The sequence below is a fragment of the Rossellomorea aquimaris genome, from assembly GCF_001877785.1.
GTDB classification, from domain to species: domain Bacteria; phylum Bacillota; class Bacilli; order Bacillales; family Bacillaceae_B; genus Rossellomorea; species Rossellomorea aquimaris_A.
In genome coordinates, this window is sequence record NZ_MINN01000074.1 from 319122 (window position 1) to 336242 (window position 17121).

The window sequence follows — 17121 nt, forward strand, 5'->3', positions numbered from 1 at the left end:
ACCTAATACAGCCATTTTTTAAAAGGAAAAGCTCTATAAAACCTCGGTCTATTACTGGTGAAATATGATCGCTTCACTAAACAAACAAAAACAAAATCGGCATGAGAACAGACATGATAACAGCAGTTAACGCCATTGCCGCTCCGCTTACAGCACCTTCAAGTTCACTTTCTTTTAGTGCTTGTGCCGTGCCTATGCCATGTGAAATGACCCCGAAAGACAGCCCCTTTGCGATCGGGTGAGTGATCTTTAATCGTTTATTGAGAAAAGGCAGAAACATGGCCCCAAGGATTCCCGTCACAATCACTGCAGCGGGTATCACTTCAACCTTTGCATTTATCAGTCTTCCTATATCCACAGCTACCGGTGTAGTGATCGTTTTCACTAGTAAAGAACGGTTGAACTCTGCAGGTATGTCCATAAATGAGGCGAGTAGATATGTTAGAATCATGGAAACTCCGCTTCCTGCCATGATGCCTGATAAGATAGGCTGCCAGTGACGCAGAATAAGTTTACGGTGCTGATACAATGGATATGCAAGCGCGACTGTGGCAGGACCGAGCAGGTAAGTAATGATTTCGGTTCCTTCTTTGTAAGCCTTGTATGGTATATCGAAAAGAATCAATGTAAAAATAAGTCCCGATGAACTCAAGAATATGGGGATGGTGACCGGGCTGGTCCAAAGACGGTGCACTTTTATTGAGAGGTTAAAGTACAAGACCGTTAATCCTATTGCCCCGATACCTTCAATGAGTGCTGTCATAAGCTTTTTTCTCCCTTATTCGAATAAAACCCTGAACCCATGCAGAAGTGGCTGTGAATCCTGCTAACACGCTTAGGAGGAGAATCAGGATAAGCTTCCATCCAAATTCAGAGAGGTATGGACCAAGTGCCATAGCACTTATTGATAATGGCAAGAAAAAAAATGAGAAGTACTTCAGGAAAAAGTTCGCTCCCTCAATCAATATCTTTTCTTTAAAAACTCGTGTGAATAATAGTAAAAATAGTATCATCATTCCGATGATACTTCCGGGTATTGGTATATGAAAGAAGTCAGCAATCCACTTTCCTGCTTCATTAAATAAACATAAAGTCATAATCTGTATAAGTACTCTGATCATTATCATGCTCCTATCGCTTAAATGTCCCCATTAGATTTTACCATATGGCAGGGATAGAATTAATATGGTTGTTTCATGGGAATATAAATCACTTGAAACGCGAAAAAGATGATCCTCCGAAAGTGCGGGGACCATCTTTTAATTTTATTGATTTGTTGAACTCTGTGGAGTATTGACTAAAGTCAGGACAAGATTGAAAATTAAGATAGAACTTTTACGAATGCTTCAGCCGTTGCCTGACTTGATTGCGGATTCTGACCCGTAACAAATTTACCGTCTGTTATAACATGTTCACTCCATGCTTCCGACTTTTCAAATTGCGCTCCTTGCTCGCGAAGCTTTGTTTCCAGCAGGAAGGGCATTAAAGAATCCAGACCCGTTTGCTGTTCTTCTTCGTTTGTGAATCCAGTCATGCTGATTCCGTCAACAAGGAATTTACCGTTTGATAACTTTGTCCCTGTAAATCCGGCTGGACCGTGACAAACAGCTCCGATCGCTTTATTATTTTCTGCAAAATGAGCCAAAGCATCCTTCAGTTCCGGGCTGTCGGGCAGGTCGAACATCGTTCCATGACCTCCAGGCAGGAAGATTCCATGATACTCATTTACATTCAGCTGGGAAAGGACCAGTGTTTGATCGAGTTCTTTGGTGATTCCTTTCCAAGTTTCGACATTTTCATCATCCAGACTGTTTGGGTCAAGTGGAATCCTGCCACCCTTCAAACTGGCTACATCAACTTCAAACCCTTGATTTGTAAACTCCTCGTATGGTTCTGCAAACTCTGACAGCCATAAGCCTGTTTCATGTTCATCGTCGATTTTGCTTGCATTTGTCAATACCATTAATATCTTTTTCATCTATAAACCCTCCAAAAACAACTTTTCTTTGTGTACATAGTTGTTTTATCCTTTCTGACAGGAATTAAACGTGGAGGGGAGAATTCTTTCTATTTTCAATACATAATAAAAACAGCGATGCATTACTACGCATCACTGTTTTGAAGCGGTAAGCTGATTTTCACTGTTGTTCCATCCCCATAGTTTGATTCATAAGCTATGCTTCCGCTGTGATTTTCTATGATTTTGTGAGAAATCAGTAAGCCCAATCCGGTCCCTTTTTCTTTAGTTGAATAAAACGGCTCTCCTAAATGCTTAAATACTTCTTGTGGAATGCCTTCTCCATCATCTTTTATGAGTATATGGAATTTATTTCCTTCAACAGCTGTTTCAATTTCGATACTTCCATTAACTGAAATAGCATCTATGGCGTTTTGAATGATATTGAAAAAGACCTGCTTCATTCCATTAGGACAGCCATATAGAGATACATTTTGCTCAACCGCATTCATGGTTATGACACCATTTTTAGTTTTTATTCCAGTTTCAACAATCGTGATAACTTCTTTCAGCAATTCCTCTATATTTAGAGAATTACGCAAAATACCCTGGGGCTTGGCAAGATATAAGAAGTCCGTAATGATTTCTTCCATTCTATTGATCTCTTTCACTACAACTTTTAAATATTCTTCGTTGTACTGTTTCTTATCATCGCATAATTGAAGGAACCCTTTAATCGGAGTAAGCGGATTCCTTATCTCGTGAGCAACTGCAGCAGCCATTTGCCCAATCACAGCAAGCTTCTCCGACTTTTTAATTTGTTCCTCAATCATACGCCGTTCCTCAATATTACGGGAGACAGACACTACATTGAGGATCCCTCTTGTTACTGGATCAAAGATAGCTTTCAGGACACTTTCAAACCAGCTGTAATCCCCTTCACTTCCCATCACCCTATAAGTGACCTGGATGACATTGTTCGCTTCGTTTAAAGTGGTTAATAATTCTTCTATTTTCTGTTGATCTTCCGGATGAATAATATCAAATGGGTGTCTCCCTATCAATTCATCTGGAGAGAAACCAAGTGAAGAGATAGAGGGAGATATATAAATATAAGACCCATCAGGCTCATGAAGATTGATGATATCTGATGAATTTTCAGCAAGCAGGCGGTATTTTTCATCACTTTTTTGTTTCTTTACTTCTATTTCTTTCTTTTCTGTAATATCGATTACCTGTCCCAGTACATAGGACACCCCTTGATCTTGTATGAGAGATACATGCAAATCTCCTGTCTTTATCTCTCCTGTCCTTGTGATGAAGCGCTTCTCCATATGATACTCATGGCGGTTTCCTTCGATGACTTCCCCGAGGAATTTCATATCGACTTCATAATCTTCGGGATGGGAAAAATCCTTTAGTGAACTCCATTGCCAAGTTTCATCTTTATAACCGATAAATTGTTTGAAAGCGGGATTGACCATCACCTTCGTCTCATCTAACGTCATTACTAGCTGAGGGATTCTTGATTGATAGAAAACTTCTTTAAACAGACTGGCTGCCAGCAAGATGTCACCGCCTCATTTCATTTGTCACCTAGTTTACATCAAATAAAAATTGGATCTTTTTTTGCTGAGGATCCCATCCAAGGTAAGCAGAAAATTGCTTATCCCCCTTTTTAAACCCGTCAATGCGATCTGACTTTCCGTCTTTTAACACTTTTTTGATAACAGTACCTGTAATCTTTTTGGATAGGATCGTTTTTGAAATCGTAAAGCTGCATTTTGTTTTTTGATAATTGGTGCAGCCATAAAACTTTCCTTTGTCAATGACTTTACCCCCGCACTTCAAGCAAGCGCCCAGGCTTTCTTTACTTCCCCGTTTTCCGTATTTCTCATTTTTGCGCTGTATGGATGCTGTATCGAGATCCGCGAAACTCCACGATCCCGCTTCCTGTAACGCATTATTCACCAGGGAGTGACTCAATTTCTTCACTTGTTCCATAAACTCGGGAGCTGAAGCTTTTCCATCTCCTATTTGGTGCAGCCGCTGCTCCCACTTCGCCGTCATTTCAGCAGAGGCAAGTACGTTTTCACCTATCGCCCTGATAAGTACTTTTGCTTTATCGGTTGGATATACGATATTTTTCTGTATCGTGATATATTGACGATCTTTCAGCATGGTGATGATGCCGGCCCGTGTCGCTTCCGTCCCCAGTCCTTCCGTTTTCATCAGAACTTTCTCAAGTTCATCATTTTCAATGTACTTCCCTGCCGTTTTCATCAAGGTAATTAACTGACCTTCTGTGTATCTTTTAGGAGGCTGGGTCTTGCCTTCCTTTATATTTACTTTTTTCACCATGCCCTGATCTTCTTTATTCACAGGAGGCAGCAGAGGATCCTTCTCTTTTTCATTTTCAATGATGATCTTTCTCCAGCCTTCCTGGAGAATCTGTTTTCCTTTTGAAATAAACTCAGCACGTCCATCGACAATTGTTACAATCGAGGTGTAATTCATGATTGCCTTCTCGTGATGAGCCGCGATAAAGCGTTTAATGATGACATCATATATCTTTCTCTCGTCAGGTGACAAAGAAGAGGGGTCGGTAACCTGTTCGGTCGGGATGATGGCATAGTGATCGGATACCTTGGCGTCATTAACAAACCTCTTGTTATTGATCAAGCTCATGTGAGGAACCGGGATCCATTGATGATAAGGTTCAAACTGCTTTAATTTGTTCAGTATATCGGGAAATGTCTCCGCCTCCCCTTTGGTTACATATTGGGAATCTGACCGGGGATAAGATACAATGCCTTTTTGATAAAGCTTTTGAAGTATATCAAGCGTTTTCTTTGGAGAAAACTTGAACATCTTATTGATGGTTGCTTGTAATGCAGAAAGATTGAACAGCATAGGAGGTGAAAACTCTTTTCTTTCCGTTTTCACATCTTTAATCACAGCCGGTTTATCCTTACAAAATAAAGCGATTTTCCTCGCAAGTTCATCACTTTGAATTCGGCTTTCTCCTTCCTTTTGCCATGTGCCCTCATAAGAGTGTTCTCCAAACTGAAAATCAGCCTTCACTTCCCAGAAGGGTTCACTGTTGAATCGTTCGATTTCCTCATCCCGTTTTACAATAAGTGCAAGCGTAGGGGTCTGCACACGCCCAGCTGAAAACACATCCGACATTCCCTGCTGTTTCAGCAGGATACTGTAAACTCTCGAAGCATTCATACCAACCAGCCAATCGGCGCATGCACGCGAATAGGCTTCATAGTAAAGGTTGCGGAGCTCGTGTTCTTCCTTCAGATTCTTAAAGCCATTTAGTATCGCTTTTTCCGTCAGTGAAGATATCCACAATCTTTTCATAGGTTTTTGCACGCGTGCCATAGAGATGATGTTTCGAATGATCAATTCTCCTTCGCGCCCTGCATCTCCTGCATGGATGATTTCACCTACATCATTATTTTGAAGAAGCTTTTTGATAATTCCAAACTGCTTTGCCTTTGCTCTTGACAGTTCATATTGAAAACGAGCCGGGATGATCGGCAACTCATCAAGCGTCCATTTTTTCCATTTGCCTTCATACTTTTCGGGAGCCTGCAGTCCAAACAAATGTCCGACTGCCCAAGTAACATATGCTCCCTCGGGAAAAATTTCATTCGGCTGAATTTCTATGTAACCTTGTTTCTTCCTATGTGGAAACGGCTTGGCTAAAGTTGCTCCTTGATCGGGTTTTTCGGCAATCACAACTTTCATCGAATGTCTCCTGTTCATCTTTATTATTTCCTCATTATAACATGTTTTTCCGAACCTTTGTTCTGAAAAATCCTAAATTCCCCCCGTCTTAAATGTATTTGACAAGAGAAAAAAATCCAATAAAAAAATGGTACAGCAATATTCATTTATATTACTGCACCACTCGTACCTTTATTGCCCTAAGTTTTCTAAGTTTCCTTTTATTTCCTGAAGCTGATTGAACGTTTTGACGACTTCAAGGCTTTGAAGCTCACTTAAGCTTACTTCCCCTTTATCGATTTGAGTCTGAGCCTGTTCGATGCCCTGAAGTGCTTTATTGTTATAATCCGTCACCTTTGCATGAATATCTTCTGCCATTGAAGGAGGGGTAAGATTGTTTATTTCTTCTATTTCCGATTTCATGTCGTTTAGGCGTCCTTCTAGTTCAGGTAAGGCGGAACTGTTTGCAGAAGCGTTCTCCACCAGGGCAGGAAAATCATTGGCAAACTGTTCAGCTTCGTTCAAGTAATCAGTCATTTCTTCTACGTACGTTAAGCTGTTATTGGCTTCTTCTAATAATCCGCAGCCGGTAAGAAGGGATAGTGATAATAGTACTAATATAAATTTTTTCATAGCTCTCTCCTTTTTAATGCTTGATAATAGTTTATACGTATGAACCGCAGATAAGTTTCAACTTAAATCGTCTGACGCTGACTTATCATTTAAGTCGTATGACAAAAAACAAAAGAAGAGCTGATATTGCACCAGCTCTCCTCCTTTCACTCAATAATTTGAAGTTCCTTAGGGAATTTGGTTAGAGTTTCGTGACCGTCTTCTGTAATGAGTACATCATCTTCAATTCTTACTCCGCCGATTTCAGGTACATAGATTCCCGGTTCGATTGTATAAGTCATGCCTTTTTTTAGGATGCCGTCGTTCAAGTGGCTCATCGAAGGAAATTCATGGACGTTGATCCCAAGGCCGTGACCGATGCGGTGAGGGAAGTGATCTCCATATCCTGCTTCCATGATGATATCACGGGCAATCTGATCCAGGTCTCCAATCCTTGTGCCAGGCTTGCTCGCTTCAAGGGAAGCAAGCTCTGCTTTAAGAACAGTTTCGTATATTTCCCTTTGTTTGTCCGAAACGGATTTATAAGCAAAGGTCCTGGTGATATCAGATGTGTACCCTTCAAGGACCACTCCCAGATCGAACAGGACAAAGTCACCAGCTTTCAGCTTTCTGTCTCCGGGATTGCCGTGTGGATCGCCTGCCTTCTCACCGAACAATACCATTGTTGAGAAGGACATTTCCCTGATTCCTTTTTTCTTCAATTCATACTCGATCTTAGCCAGGACTTCCATTTCGGTTATGCCTTCCTTGAGGGCTGCTTCCCCTACCTCTACACCGAAATCCGCCATCTGGGCCGCGCGTCTCATAATCTCGATTTCTTTTTCATCTTTCACCACGCGCATGTCGTTTAATTTATCTTCCACATTGACAACCTCTGGTTCGTTAAAGATGGATAAAAACGCTTCACTGCGCCCAAATGTCAAAACATCCTTTTCGATAGCTGCCCTATTTCCAATGGGTCCGCGTTTACTGATTGCTTGTTTAATGAAGTCCCAAGGATCCTCATGATCAGAGTAGCCGATAATCTCGCCTGACCAGCCGGCGTCCTTTGCTTGTCTGGCTTCCATTCCAGGTACCACGAAAAATGGTTCAGCATCAGGGAAAATGAATAGACCCATCAGCCTCTCATGGGGATCTGTGAGGAAATTAGTAAGATAAAAAACATTCTCCGTTGAATTGATAAAAGCAGCTTCAATATTTTCATCTTTCAGCCATTGTTGGAAAGTCTCTAATCTTTGGTGCATTTGTTGTTCCTCCCACTATTTCATAAGTTTATATGTAATCGTATTTAATGAGCATATTCATGCTAACATATTTTTATCTTTCCGTGAAATGTTCGCTATCAGCCGATCAATGGGTTGTCAGAGGAGACCCTTGCGTTTTTTTGTCAAGGTGGTGCTTTTCCTACCTCTTTCCTATAATTGGCGGGAGCTTTATATGATATAATTTTGATACACAGCAGATGTAGGGTGGGAGTGGCCACTTCCTGGCTAAAGGAGGTGGTGCCTATAGTGACAACGTATGAGGCTTTAACGCTAATGATTACTTTTAGCTCTTTGATCGTCTCCATCATTGCCATTGTTATTTCGAATGACAATAAGAAATAACCCCACCCTCGTTAAGCGCCTGAACTTGGAAGGGCAGAGTTATTTCCTTTCTTTATTGGGCCACTGCTTTCCTTGCAGTTGCTGTGTGGCAAGAGACATCGGCTGCAACCGGTGTCTCTTTGTTATTAGTTATGCTCTACTTTCAAGATAGTATAGAAGTTAAAGAAAATCAAGAAGTTAGAAAGAAAAGGGGTTTTTCTCCAATTGAAGAATATGTTAATGATAATATATTTTGATTGGATGTAGATATGATAAATAAAATAAGAGTATAGGTTCTTTATACCGCTAATGATTTCCGTGCAAGACTTCGCTTTCCGCGGGTAGCCCGTGAGCCTCCTCGGCAAGCCTGCGGGAAGAAAAGCGGAAGGGCTTTGCTCAGAGACGTGTGGCATAAGACGAATCGGCCACGAAGGCGTTCTTTGCCTTCTTGGTCGGTTTGACTTATGACATGTGCCTCTAAGCCCTGCAGCTAGACAAATAGAAAAGCGGAGGCGGCTCGTTCAGCCCCGACAAGCATAAGATGAATGGACCGAGAAGGTGCTTTTTGCCTTCTTGGACCATTTAGCTTATGACCTCGAGGGGCTAGCCGCCGTAGCTAGACAGGTCTCACATAAGCTACTTTTCCCGCAGAAGTCTTCGTCTTGCACTCCAATCAACCGCTGGAGCTAAAATCTAAATGTACATTGGATAAATTTAAAACCCGAACTAATTTGTCTAGTCTTGTGCAAATTAGTTCGGGTTTTACTTAGACTAAAACAGTTTTGTCCCAGCCTCTTCAAACAGTTTCTTGCCTAATATACCGTTTCACTTGGTTTCGGTTTGCGGACAAATGCCATAATTCCCGCAATCAAGAAAAGCAGGCCGGGGACAAAGCCGAACCCGATGGTTCCGACTCCAATCACCAGGGCGGCGAGAATGAACATGATGCCCGAAAGGATCGGTTTTCTATTTTTTACAATCGTCAGCACCGCAATGAGGCCAAGGATGGAAGCGATGACTCCAATCAGGATAAGGTACCATCCCATTGACTCCGCAATCCCTAAAATAAATGACGAATCCTGGGTCGTAATTGCAGGATCGCTTTCGATCATCTTTTCCATTTCTTCCATGACCATTGGATCGTCAATACTCATATTTGTTACGATTCCAATGATTGAAAATAAAGCTGACAAAACAATTCCGATGATTCCCATCACTACTTCTCCAGTTCTTTTAACCATTCATAACATCTCCTTCACCAATCACTCTTTAAGATTATATTGAGAGTTCTCAAACATATCACGAATGTGATCATGCTTTCCTATGTAATTCTATCTTTTGACAAAATTCTCCTTCAACGAATCGGAAGTCCCATAATTCAGATAACTCTTTCAAAAGCTAGAAATTCAACTTATTCAGTACGATTTTTTCAATAATGCTCCAAGGAAGGATGCTTTTCAATAGGATGGCAAACCTGGTCCCTTTCCCTGCCGGTATTCTGAATCTGGATATTTTACCTGTTCCTATAGCTCCTACGATGGCTGCTATTTCAGCCGGATTACCCAAGCTGGACTGACCCGCTTCCATCTCAGATTGGATTTTTTCCATATATGTATGATAAGGCGATTCTTTAATAAGTGATCCGGATGCCACCTTCATCCCTGTAGTCCAGATATTCGTCTGGTATGAACCAGGTTCGATCAAAAAAACTTCAATCCCAAACGGCTTTAATTCCAGCCTGAGACTTTCGCTGTAACCTTCAAGAGCATGTTTTGAAGATACATATGGGCTTAATCCGGGAAACCCGAAACGTCCGCTGATACTGCCCATATTGATGATTTTTCCCTTCCGCTGCTTCCTCATGAACGGTAATACAACTTGAGTGACGGCCATCACACCAAATACATTTGTCTCAAATTGCTCCCTATATTCTTTAAGATCAACTTCTTCTGCAAAACCTCCAATTGCAAAACCTGCGTTGTTCAATAAGAGATCAATCGAGTCATATCCTTGGGTAAGATCATTTTTGAAATTCTGAATTGAAACCGCTGATGTGACATCAAGTGGAAGGGGTATGATGAGTGCCTCCACTCCTTTATCCTTTGCACTATCCATTAATTCTCCCGATTTCGAAAGGTCACGCATTGTTGCCAGTACCTTATATCCACACTCTGCGAGCTCGATCGATGAAAGTAAGCCAAACCCGCTATTTGCACCAGTCACGATGGCGATTTTTTTATTCACAGTAAATCACGCCCTTTATTACGAATAATATTATACCGATATTAATAATCATAGAAAAAAGGCGGCTTCATCCCATTGAAGCCGCCAAAATCGAGGATATGGTGTCAATTTCATATCTCATACTACTAGTTTATCGCTTAAGTTTCAAATACAGCATATGGTTAAGAATGCTTCTCTGCTTCGATGCACATAAGAGAGTGTTGATTTCCGCACGAATTCATATATTTATATAATTTTAAGCATATCATGCTATTCCCTATTTTGCAGGAAGGGCAGCCACTTCCTCCCCTTCATTGCTGATGAATCCTTCTTCATCCCCGTATACCCAGCTCTTTAAATGCGTATTCCCTGTAACTCGTAAATCCCTGCTTTGAAGTCCTTAGCCATCTTATTATTACGCCAATAATCCAGCTCGATCCTGGATATTTGCTTATCCGCTGCCAGGCGAAACAGTTCGTTCATCATATATGTCCCGTATTCCTTTTCCCGTGAATGTTCTTCAATGCTTATTTGGTTTATGAACAAAAACTTATATTACTTCTTGAATGGATTTTCTGGGTAATGTTTAATTTCACCCAAGCATAATCAATCGACCGGTCTTTATCCTCAAGGATGAAAAAGAAATGATCTGGCTTTGAAATAATATTTTTAAAAACTGCTTAATTTCTTCATAACAATACTCTTTAAAATGATCAGGATAAATTTCTGCATGTACATTTTGTACCGCTTCATTCATGCCCGCTATTTTCATATAGTCTTTTGCATTATATAACTTCACGTGAAGCCCTCATTTTTCCTTGTTTTCCCATTATACCAAACAGGCAGAATTCCGGAGGCATTTTTTGTTGGTTTTTATATAAAAAATTCAGCAGGGTGCATTTACCCTGCTGAAGAAAATATTACTGCTGATCGACCGGTACTACAGCATTTTTAAGCTCTTTCTTTAAGCTTGAAGTGAATTGAACTTTTTGTTCCTCACTCCAGTTCAGTAATTTGGCCATAATGTCGATTGCCGGTTCGTGCCACTTCTCTACCCACTCACGGTCAAAGAACATTGCACCGGTCCTGCGGATGAAGAAGTCAACAGGTGTTGCAGCCATCTCTTCCTGGATGGCATAAATGAGCTGTGCATACAACGTGACTGGCACTTCACTGGCTTCGGAAGATCCGCTGTAGGCATGAGCGAGCTTGAACAACTGATCGACGTTTGACCCGTACATGCCTGCAAGCTTACGCCCTTCTGCCTCGGTCAATCCGTATTGAACGGCTTCTTTTGACTTTTGGTCTATAAATGCAGGCAAATTTTTCGATCCTCCTACATGACCTCCGGAAATCGGCATGTGTTTGGTTGCAGAAGCAGGGAATTTCTTCTTAACTTCTTCCTTCAAACGTTTTGAAACAAGATCTACAACCGTCTCGGCCATCTTGCGGTAACCTGTGAGCTTTCCGCCGGCGATTGTAATGAGGCCGCTCTCTCCTTCCCAAATTTCATCTTTACGGGAGATTTCAGAAGGATCCTTTCCTTTTTCGAATATGAGCGGGCGGATTCCGGCCCAGCTGGATTCCACATCTTCTTCTGAGACATTTACATCCGGAAACATATAGTGAATCGCGTTAAGGATATAATCCCTGTCTTCCGTTGTCATTTGTGGGGTCGCTTTGTTTTTATCATAAAAAGTATCAGTTGTACCCACGTATGCTTTTCCATTTCTCGGAATTGCAAAGACCATGCGTCCGTCAGGTGTGTCAAAATAAACAGCCTGGCGCAGAGGGAATTTGCTTTGATCGATGACAATATGCACTCCCTTAGTCAGACGGAGCTGTTTATTATTGGTGCTGTAGTCTTTTCCTCTGACTTCATCAACCCATGGACCTGCAGCATTGACGATTTTCGTCCCTCTTATTTCAATCGTGTCACCATTTAGAAGATCCTCGGCTTCTATGCCGACTACTTTTTTATTTTCGTAAAGGAATCGCTGGGATTTTGTGTAGTTGATGGCTGTTGCACCATGCGCAATCGCTTCCTTCATTACTTCGATTGTCAGGCGGGCATCATCCGTACGGTATTCAACATAATATCCTCCGCCTTTCAAACCTTCCTTTTTCACAAGCGGCTCTTTAGAAAGGGTCTCTGCAGAAGAAAGCATGGATCTTCTTTCATTTCTTTTAACACCTGCAAGATAATCATATACCTTCAATCCGATTGACGTACTGAACTTACCGAATGTACCGCCTTTATGAAGAGGCAGAAGCATCCATTCCGGAGTTGTCACATGCGGACCGTTTTCATAGACGATTTCACGTTCTTTCCCTACTTCGGCTACCATTTTCACTTCGAATTGCTTTAAATAACGCAGTCCTCCATGAACAAGTTTAGTTGACCGGCTTGATGTTCCTGCAGCAAAGTCCTGCATTTCGACCAGTGCCACCTTCATGCCGCGCTTTGAAGCATCAAGTGCGATTCCGGCACCCGTGATACCGCCGCCAATGACGATAAGGTCATAATGTTCAGATTGCAATTGATTTTTAATTTCCTGTCTTGCTGTACTTGAAAACGTCATAATGTATATCCTCCTAAATAACAATTTGTATAGGGATTAATAATTTCGACTCTGTTTATAAATGCACATTATAGTAAGTGTATATCCATAAAAAAAGAGACCAAAACTAACATTATGGATTTTCATCCATAATGAAGCTTGGTCTCTCTGGATCTCTTACCGATTTATTAACTTAAATTGATTATAACACAAACGAATCTTATTTAAAAGCCATTGCTGCCTTCACTGCTTTTTTCCAGCCTGCATACAATTCTTCACGGTTTTCTTTCGTCATCCCCGGCTCGAATTCACTGTCTTTCTTCCATTGTTTCGAAATTTCTTCACGATCTTTCCAATATCCTACAGCAAGTCCTGCAAGGTATGCAGCACCAAGAGCTGTCGTTTCATTGACCACCGGCCTTTCAACCGGAACATTTAAAATGTCGCTCTGGAATTGCATCAGGAAGTCATTTTTCACAGCTCCGCCATCTACACGGAGTTTTTTCAGTGCGATACCCGAATCTGCTTCCATTGCCGAAAGTACATCCCTTGTCTGATATGCGAGCGATTCCAGCGTTGCACGCACGAAATGCTCTTTCGAAGTCCCGCGTGTCAGTCCAAATACCGCGCCGCGGACATCACTGTCCCAATATGGAGTACCGAGTCCTACGAATGCAGGGACTACATAAACGCCATCAGTCGATTCTACTTTTTCTGCGTATATCTCACTATCTTTGGACTCTTTTAGCATGCGGAGACCATCACGCAGCCATTGGATGGCAGAACCGGCTACAAAGATGCTTCCTTCCAATGCGTATTCCACTTTGCCATCAATTCCCCACGCAAGGGTTGTCAGAAGGCCATTATCTGATTTCACGGCTTTATCTCCGGTGTTCATAAGCATGAAGCAGCCTGTACCATACGTGTTTTTACCCATTCCCTTTTCATAGCACGCTTGACCGAAAAGAGCAGCCTGCTGGTCTCCCGCTGCACCTGCAATCGGAATTTCCTGTCCGAAGAAGTGATGAGGGATCGTCTTGGCGTATACTTCTGAAGAAGGACGTACCTCAGGCAGCATGGATTCAGGTACTCCAAGGATTTCAAGAAGTTCGCTGTCCCACTTTAACTCATGGATATTGTACATAAGTGTCCGTGAGGCATTTGAATAATCTGTCACGTGAGCCTTGCCGCCTGACATCTTCCAGATAAGCCAAGTATCGATCGTACCGAATAGGAGTTGTCCCTTTTCTGCTTTTTCCCTAGCCCCTTCTACATTATCCAGGATCCATTTCACTTTTGTTCCCGAGAAATAAGCATCAATCAATAAACCTGTCTTTTCCCGGAATGCATCATTGAGGCCCTGTGTCTTCAACTCATCGCAAATCCCTGCTGTCTGTCGGGACTGCCACACAATGGCATGATAAATCGGAGTCCCCGTCTCTTTATCCCAGACAACCGTTGTCTCACGCTGATTTGTAATTCCGATACCTTCGATCTGCTCAGGCTTCACATTTGCTTCTGATAAAACGGTTGCAATGACGGACAGGATCGATCCCCAAATTTCATTTGCATTATGTTCCACCCAGCCCGGTTTAGGAAAATGCTGAGTGAATTCTTTCTGGCTCGTATGGACGATCTCTCCCTTTTTGTTAAAAAGAATCGCCCTTGAACTCGTCGTCCCCTGATCCAATGATAAAATATATGTTTCCATGATGATTCCTCCCGTGAACTTAGTTTTCAGTTGATAATTTTTCTACTTTCTGAGATAGCGTTAATTTCCTGTCGCTTAAGTAAGCTGCACCCAGAATGGCTAAAGTAAGGATTAAAACAACCCAAAAGCCGGTAGTCACTTTACCGGTGAAGATCGCTTTGTAAAACAACCCTCCGAATGAGCCCCCTAATGCAGGCCCTAAAACCGGGATCCAGGAATATCCCCAATTCGAAGTTCCTTTCCCCGGAATTGGAAGAAGGAAATGCGCAATCCTCGGTCCGAGGTCCCTCGCCGGATTGATGGCATAACCGGTTGTCCCCCCCAGGGAAATCCCGATTGCGATGATCAAAAATCCTACAATGAATGGATTTAATCCATCAGTAAAAGTATTCGCGCCGATTGACAATAATCCTACCACCAAAACAAATGTACCGATGAATTCGCTCAATAAATTAGAGAATACATGTGGAATGGCCGGACCGGTTGCGAATACACCCAGTTTGACGCCGGGATCCTTCGTTGCATGCCAATGCGGCAGGAAATGCAAGTACGTAATTGAAGCCCCGATGATCGCCCCGATCATCTGTGCAAGTATATACTGCGGTACCTGACTCCATGGAAAATCACCGTTGAAAGCGAGTCCGAGTGTCACCGCCGGGTTTAAATGAGCCCCGCTGAATTGCCCGACTGCATAAACACTCATGGCAACCCCTAGCCCCCATCCAAAGGTGATGACGATCCAGCCGGAATTATAGGCAAAGGATTTTTTCAAATTAACGTTTGCGCATACACCTGCACCAAAGATAATGAGTAATGCTGTTCCTACCACTTCTCCTAAGAATGCTGTCATATCTTTAACCTCATTTCAAATTGGGATGACTGTGAAGAGACCGTTTTCATAATTGGGTATAGTAATTACTCTAACTTTATATAACCCATTTTCTTCAAAGGAAAACGATTTTATTAAAAATTAAAAAGAGACATACGAAACATGGCCCCCTTTAAAGGCATGAATTGCGTAAGTCTCTTTATCTCTCTGCACAGTGTATTAACTTGGCTACTATGTTAATACGCATTGAAAACGTTGTCAACAGGAAATAATTCCGAGATTAGTTTAAAAATGAGAAGTTACTTTTTATCAAAGTGCTTCCATAACGTCCGGTCTGATGTGGTGATGGCAGTCGCACCGGCCTCAATGGCTGCTTCCACCTCCTCGATTGTATCGATGAGTCCCCCGGCAAAGATGGGCTTGCCGGTCTTTTCCCGGATTTCTGTTATGATTTTCGGTATGACTCCCGGCAGGATTTCAATGTAATCCGGCTCTGTTTTATAGATCAAGTCTATGCTGCGCTTCATTGCGCTCGAGTCGATCACGAACATTCTCTGCGTGGCATATACACCTTTTTGCCGGGCTTTTTTTATCACATTCCCCTTAGTGGAAATGATCCCATATGGTTTCACTTCCTGGCAGATATACTCTGTCCCATACTCATCATTAGAGAGTCCGTGAATAAGATCGATATGCAGGAACATCTTTCGATTTTGTTGTCTTGCATATTGAAAAACACTTTTCAGCATACCCACATGAAGGTCCAGGAACACACCATATTCAAATGATGTCTCAAGCATCTTATCAAAGTCCTTCATTGACCTGACCGCAGGAAGAATTTTTTGCCCTTCGAAACTCATGAATATCACCTCCTGTTTCTATGTTTTGAAGTAGTCATTATTCCGCATGGACAACCGGAAAATAGGATGGTAAAAATCTATACATAACCTGTCTTAATAAAGCCAATAACCTTCAAAAATCAGATCATCCTCTAAAAAGTGAAAAACTTTTTACTCACTCACCATACAGACTTTTACCCCCGCTGATTCAAACACTTCTACTTTCTCTCTGTCAGATTCGTCATTCGTTATTAAGAGGTCGACCTTTGACAAAGGCAGATCCAATCCGGCAAACAAATCTACACCTAACTTCTGGTGCTCCATCAATGCAATATTTTTCTTTGAACGTGTCATGACTGTTTTGAGAAAGACGGCCACTTCGGGTGTGGAAGTACTCAAACCACGGGCGGAGATCCCGCCTGCTGTAGCAAAATTAACGTCTACCGTGAACTGTTTTGTAAATTCATTGGCGATGCTGTCAGTGATATTACCGGATCCTTTCATCATTCCCCCGATCAAAAGGGTTTCAATATTGGCGTATTCCTTGATCCGGTATGCGACTTCCACTGAATTTGTGACAACAGTATATGGTATATTTCTTGGAAGGTATTCAAGCATGGCGTTATGTATGGATGCTCCGCCTATGAATACAGTCTCACCTTCATTAATTAACCCTGCAGCTGATCGGGCAATTGCCTTCTGGCCTGGATTCGCTTTCCCATACCGCTCTTCAGGCATCTGAGGCTTATTCCTTGCCTTCGGATTGGGGATTGCTCCACCGTGTGTCCTCTTCAGCAGGCCTTCTTCTTCCATGATGGATAAATCCCGCCTTATGGAATCAATCGATACGTGGAATTCATCTGCGAGATCTTTTGCCATCACCCTGCCGTTATCCACTACTTTCTCAAGGATTTTTTCTCTTCTTTCTTCAGAAAACACCTCATCTCACCTCCTTTATGCATGTATAGTCATGATTTTCGTGCATACATATTCATATTATTTCTCTATTTGTATGGGAAGTAAAGGTACATGCAGAAAAAAACC

17 protein-coding genes are annotated in these 17121 nt (G+C 42.0%); 1 reads left to right on the plus strand and 16 read right to left on the minus strand.

Annotated elements, in window-relative coordinates; all coding sequences use genetic code 11:
• Positions 1 to 76: 76 nt before the first annotated feature.
• The 7 genes from BHE18_RS05455 to BHE18_RS05485 form a co-directional block, all read right to left on the minus strand.
• On the minus strand, positions 77 to 763 hold the full coding sequence (locus tag BHE18_RS05455) for an LrgB family protein (RefSeq protein ID WP_071617596.1): 687 nt from the start codon (positions 761 to 763) through the stop codon (positions 77 to 79).
• Positions 747 to 1121: a CidA/LrgA family protein gene (locus BHE18_RS05460; protein WP_071617597.1), complete on the minus strand. Its 375-nt coding sequence runs from the start codon at positions 1119 to 1121 to the stop codon at positions 747 to 749. Before BHE18_RS05460 ends, BHE18_RS05455 begins: the two co-directional genes overlap by 17 nt.
• Before the next feature lie 200 nt (positions 1122 to 1321).
• Positions 1322 to 1978, minus strand: coding sequence for a type 1 glutamine amidotransferase domain-containing protein (locus tag BHE18_RS05465; RefSeq protein WP_071617598.1), 657 nt, complete (start codon positions 1976 to 1978; stop codon positions 1322 to 1324).
• 125 nt (positions 1979 to 2103) lie between these two features.
• A complete protein-coding gene (locus tag BHE18_RS05470; RefSeq protein ID WP_071617599.1) occupies positions 2104 to 3525 on the minus strand; it encodes a PAS domain S-box protein in 1422 nt (473 codons plus the stop codon).
• Positions 3526 to 3553: 28 nt separating this feature from the next.
• Positions 3554 to 5716: a DNA topoisomerase III gene (locus BHE18_RS05475; protein ID WP_071617600.1), complete on the minus strand. Its 2163-nt coding sequence runs from the start codon at positions 5714 to 5716 to the stop codon at positions 3554 to 3556.
• A 171-nt stretch (positions 5717 to 5887) separates the two neighbouring features.
• Positions 5888 to 6328 carry a DUF6376 family protein gene (locus BHE18_RS05480; protein ID WP_071617601.1) on the minus strand — a complete coding sequence of 147 codons (441 nt, stop codon included), beginning with the start codon at positions 6326 to 6328 and terminating at the stop codon, positions 5888 to 5890.
• Positions 6329 to 6474: 146 nt separating this feature from the next.
• Positions 6475 to 7572 (minus strand): M24 family metallopeptidase, encoded by a 1098-nt coding sequence (locus BHE18_RS05485; RefSeq protein WP_071617602.1) that lies wholly within the window; start codon positions 7570 to 7572, stop codon positions 6475 to 6477.
• Positions 7573 to 7839: 267 nt separating this feature from the next.
• On the opposite strand from BHE18_RS05485, the gene BHE18_RS23925 reads away from it, so the two are divergent.
• Positions 7840 to 7935 (plus strand): putative holin-like toxin, encoded by a 96-nt coding sequence (locus BHE18_RS23925; RefSeq protein ID WP_224874344.1) that lies wholly within the window; start codon positions 7840 to 7842, stop codon positions 7933 to 7935.
• A 791-nt stretch (positions 7936 to 8726) separates the two neighbouring features.
• Here BHE18_RS23925 and BHE18_RS05495 read toward each other — a convergent pair.
• The 9 genes from BHE18_RS05495 to BHE18_RS05530 form a co-directional block, all read right to left on the minus strand.
• On the minus strand, positions 8727 to 9155 hold the full coding sequence (locus BHE18_RS05495; RefSeq protein ID WP_071617604.1) for a DUF4064 domain-containing protein: 429 nt from the start codon (positions 9153 to 9155) through the stop codon (positions 8727 to 8729).
• A 157-nt stretch (positions 9156 to 9312) separates the two neighbouring features.
• Entirely contained in the window at positions 9313 to 10158 is an 846-nt protein-coding gene (locus tag BHE18_RS05500; RefSeq protein ID WP_071617605.1) for an SDR family oxidoreductase, read from the minus strand.
• A gap of 333 nt (positions 10159 to 10491) precedes the next feature.
• The gene (locus BHE18_RS22665; RefSeq protein WP_083573630.1) at positions 10492 to 10683 is read right to left on the minus strand and encodes a hypothetical protein; all 192 of its coding nucleotides are present in this window, start codon (positions 10681 to 10683) and stop codon (positions 10492 to 10494) included.
• A gap of 46 nt (positions 10684 to 10729) precedes the next feature.
• Positions 10730 to 10936: a hypothetical protein gene (locus BHE18_RS22670; protein WP_083573631.1), complete on the minus strand. Its 207-nt coding sequence runs from the start codon at positions 10934 to 10936 to the stop codon at positions 10730 to 10732.
• A gap of 121 nt (positions 10937 to 11057) precedes the next feature.
• Entirely contained in the window at positions 11058 to 12719 is a 1662-nt protein-coding gene (locus BHE18_RS05510) for a glycerol-3-phosphate dehydrogenase/oxidase (protein ID WP_071617606.1), read from the minus strand.
• A gap of 199 nt (positions 12720 to 12918) precedes the next feature.
• Complete coding sequence (glpK, locus tag BHE18_RS05515) at positions 12919 to 14409, minus strand: glycerol kinase GlpK (protein WP_071617607.1); 1491 nt, start codon at positions 14407 to 14409, stop codon at positions 12919 to 12921.
• A gap of 19 nt (positions 14410 to 14428) precedes the next feature.
• Entirely contained in the window at positions 14429 to 15259 is an 831-nt protein-coding gene (locus tag BHE18_RS05520; protein WP_032088536.1) for an MIP/aquaporin family protein, read from the minus strand.
• A 278-nt stretch (positions 15260 to 15537) separates the two neighbouring features.
• Entirely contained in the window at positions 15538 to 16098 is a 561-nt protein-coding gene (locus tag BHE18_RS05525; protein ID WP_071617608.1) for a glycerol-3-phosphate responsive antiterminator, read from the minus strand.
• 150 nt (positions 16099 to 16248) lie between these two features.
• Positions 16249 to 17016 carry a DeoR/GlpR family DNA-binding transcription regulator gene (locus BHE18_RS05530; protein ID WP_071617609.1) on the minus strand — a complete coding sequence of 256 codons (768 nt, stop codon included), beginning with the start codon at positions 17014 to 17016 and terminating at the stop codon, positions 16249 to 16251.
• Positions 17017 to 17121 lie beyond the last annotated feature (105 nt).

Coding starts and splice junctions, on each gene's coding strand:
- glpK (WP_071617607.1), bottom strand. CDS start 14,409: ATGGAAACATATATTTTATCATTGGATCAGGGGACGACGAGTTCAAGG.
- BHE18_RS05460 (WP_071617597.1), bottom strand. CDS start 1,121: ATGATCAGAGTACTTATACAGATTATGACTTTATGTTTATTTAATGAA.
- BHE18_RS05455 (WP_071617596.1), bottom strand. CDS start 763: ATGACAGCACTCATTGAAGGTATCGGGGCAATAGGATTAACGGTCTTG.
- BHE18_RS05465 (WP_071617598.1), bottom strand. CDS start 1,978: ATGAAAAAGATATTAATGGTATTGACAAATGCAAGCAAAATCGACGAT.
- BHE18_RS05525 (WP_071617608.1), bottom strand. CDS start 16,098: ATGAGTTTCGAAGGGCAAAAAATTCTTCCTGCGGTCAGGTCAATGAAG.
- BHE18_RS05475 (WP_071617600.1), bottom strand. CDS start 5,716: ATGAAAGTTGTGATTGCCGAAAAACCCGATCAAGGAGCAACTTTAGCC.
- BHE18_RS05485 (WP_071617602.1), bottom strand. CDS start 7,572: ATGCACCAAAGATTAGAGACTTTCCAACAATGGCTGAAAGATGAAAAT.
- BHE18_RS05480 (WP_071617601.1), bottom strand. CDS start 6,328: ATGAAAAAATTTATATTAGTACTATTATCACTATCCCTTCTTACCGGC.
- BHE18_RS05495 (WP_071617604.1), bottom strand. CDS start 9,155: ATGGTTAAAAGAACTGGAGAAGTAGTGATGGGAATCATCGGAATTGTT.
- BHE18_RS05510 (WP_071617606.1), bottom strand. CDS start 12,719: ATGACGTTTTCAAGTACAGCAAGACAGGAAATTAAAAATCAATTGCAA.
- BHE18_RS05520 (WP_032088536.1), bottom strand. CDS start 15,259: ATGACAGCATTCTTAGGAGAAGTGGTAGGAACAGCATTACTCATTATC.